This window comes from Microbulbifer jejuensis, assembly GCF_047289955.1.
Taxonomy (GTDB): Bacteria; Pseudomonadota; Gammaproteobacteria; order Pseudomonadales; family Cellvibrionaceae; genus Microbulbifer.
In genome coordinates, this window is sequence record NZ_JBLBUB010000065.1 from 1 (window position 1) to 3,236 (window position 3,236).

Here is a 3,236-nt window from a genome sequence, read left to right on the forward strand (position 1 = left end):
AGGTTCGAAATTACCGACCTGAATGCGCTGATGGCCAATAATATTGCCTTTAGCGGTATCAGCAGCGTTGATGCCCTTGGCGGTATCGACACGGTCAACGGAGCCGATGGTACCGAGTGGTTACTGACCGGCAACAATAAAGAAGCCCGCAACAGCGGTATCCTGTTTTCCGATGTAGAAACCCTTACCGCCACCAATGCCACGCTGCTGGGTACTGCCGGCAGTGAATCCTTTACTCTGGGTACCGACGGTGCAGTGGAAGTCTACGGGATGAGCTTCTCCAGCCTGTCTGTAGTGCAAGGCCAGGGAGGCAGCGACAGCTTGGTGGGCTCGGATGGCGAGGACAGGTTCGAAATTACCGACCTGAATGCGTTGATGGCCAATAATATTGCCTTTAGCGGTATCAGCAGCGTTGATGCCCTTGGCGGTATCGACACGGTCAACGGAGCCGATGGTACCGAGTGGTTACTGACCGGCAACAATAAAGAAGCGCGCAACAGCGATATCCTGTTTTCCGATGTAGAAACCCTTACCGCCACCAATGCCACGCTGCTGGGTACTGCCGGCAGTGAATCCTTTACTCTGGGTACCGACGGTGCAGTGGGAGTCTACGGAATGAGCTTCTCAAGCCTGTCTTCAGTACAGGGCCGGGGTGGCAGCGACAGCCTAAACGCCCTCACTTACACGGATGGCCTGACCTTGACTGGCAGTGATAATCAACTGTTGGCAGGCACACTGACTTTCGAAGGTATTTTCAGTGCAACCACAGTGCTTTTAACCGGCAGCAGTGGCGATGACCAGTTTACCATCACCGGCACAAATACCCTGAATACAGCGAACATCAGCTTCAGCGAAGTGGATACAGTCAATGCGGGTTTGGGCAGCGACAGCCTGAAGGGCTCAGATGGCGAGGACAGGTTCGAAATTACCGACCTGAATGCGCTGATGGCTAATAATATTGCCTTTAGCGGTATCAGCAGCGTTGATGCCCTTGGAGGTATCGACACGGTCAACGGAGCCGAAGATGCCGAGTGGTTACTGACTGGTAATAATAAAGAAGCCCGCAACAGCGGTATCCTGTTCTCTGAAGTGGAAACCCTTACCGCCACCAATGCCACGCTGTTGGGTACTGCCGACAGTGAATCCTTTACTCTGGGTATCGACGGTGCAGTGGGAGTCTACGGAATGAGCTTCTCAAGCCTGTCTTCAGTACAGGGCCGGGGTGGCAGCGACAGCCTAAACGCCCTCACTTACACGGATGGCCTGACCTTGACTGGCAGTGATAATCAACTGTCGGCAGACACACTGACTTTCGAAGGTATTCTCAGTGCAACCACAGCGCTTTTAACCGGCAGCAGTGGCGATGACCAGTTTACCATCACCGGCACAAATACCCTGAATACAGCGAACATCAACTTCAGCGAAGTGGATACAGTCAATGCGGGTTCGGGCAGTAACAGCCTGGTGGCATTGGATCTGGTAAGCCTGACTGGCAACAGTAAGGAAGCCGTAACCAGTGGAGTCCGTTTTGGCGAGATCGACAGTGTCACAGGCGACAGCCTGGTAGGCTCGGATAACGCGGACAGGTTCGAGATTACCGGTCTGAATGCGCTGATGGCCAATGATATTGCCTTTGATGGTATCAGCAGCGTTGATGCCCTTGGCGGTATCGACACGGTCAACGGAGCCGAAGATGCCGAGTGGTTACTGACTGGTAATAATAAAGAAGCGCGCAACAGCGATATCCTATTTTCCGATGTAGAAACCCTTACCGCCACTAATGCCACGCTGCTGGGTACTGCCGACAGTGAATCCTTTACTCTGGGTACCGACGGTGCAGTGGAAGTCTACGGGATGAGCTTCTCCAGCCTGTCTGTAGTGCAAGGCCAGGGAGGCAGCGACAGCCTGGTGGGCTCGGATGGCGCGGACAGGTTCGAAATTACCGACCTGAATGCGCTGATGGCCAATAATATTGCCTTTAGCGGTATCAGCAGCGTTGATGCCCTTGGCGGTATCGACACGGTCAACGGAGCCGATGGTACTGAGTGGTTACTGACCGGCAACAATAAAGAAGCGCGCAACAGCGATATCCTGTTTTCCGATGTAGAAACCCTTACCGCCACCAATGCCACGCTGCTGGGTACTGCCAGCAGTGAATCCTTTACTCTGGATATCGACGGTGCAGTGGGAGTCTACGGAATGAGCTTCTCAAGCCTGTCTTCAGTACAGGGCCGGGGTGGCAGCGACAGCCTAAACGCCCTCACTTACACGGATGGCCTGACCTTGACTGGCAGTGATAATCAACTGTCGGCAGGCACACTGACTTTCGAAGGTATTCTCAGTGCAACCACAGCGCTTTTAACCGGCAGCAGTGGCGATGACCAGTTTACCATCACCGGCACAAATACCCTGAATACAGCGAACATCAGCTTCAGCGAAGTGGATACAGTCAATGCGGGTTTGGGCAGTAACAGCCTGGTGGCATTGGATCTGGTAAGCCTGACTGGCAACAGTAAGGAAGCCGTAACCAGTGGAATCCGTTTTGGCGAGATCGACAGTGTCACAGGCGACAGCCTGGTAGGCTCGGATAACGCGGACAGGTTCGAGATTACCGGTCTGAATGCGCTGATGGCCAATGATATTGCCTTTGATGGTATCAGCAGCGTTGATGCCCTTGGCGGTATCGACACGGTCAACGGAGCCGAAGATGCCGAGTGGTTACTGACTGGTAATAATAAAGAAGCCCGCAACAGCGGTATCCTGTTCTCTGAAGTGGAAACCCTTACCGCCACCAATGCCACGCTGTTGGGTACTGCCGACAGTGAATCCTTTACTCTGGGTATTGACGGTGCAGTGGAAGTCTACGGGATGAGCTTCTCCAGCCTGTCTGTAGTGCAAGGCCAGGGAGGCAGCGACAGCCTGGTGGGCTCGGATGGCGAGGACAGGTTCGAAATTACCGACCTGAATGCGCTGATGGCCAATAATATTGCCTTTAGCGGTATCAGCAGCGTTGATGCCCTTGGCGGTATCGACACGGTCAACGGAGCCGAAGATGCCGAGTGGTTATTGACTGGTAATAATAAAGAAGCGCGCAACAGCGGTATCCTGTTTTCCGATGTAGAAACCCTTACCGCCACCAATGCCACGCTGCTGGGTACTGCCGGCAGTGAATCCTTTACTCTGGGTACCGACGGTGCAGTGGAAGTCTACGGGATGAGCTTCTCCAGCCTGTCTGT

General features: G+C 53.8%; 1 protein-coding gene. It reads left to right on the forward strand.

The features are described from left to right. Positions 1-3,236: beta strand repeat-containing protein (locus ACL7TT_RS20430; RefSeq protein WP_413398019.1), on the forward strand; the 3,236-nt coding region annotated here is incomplete at both ends.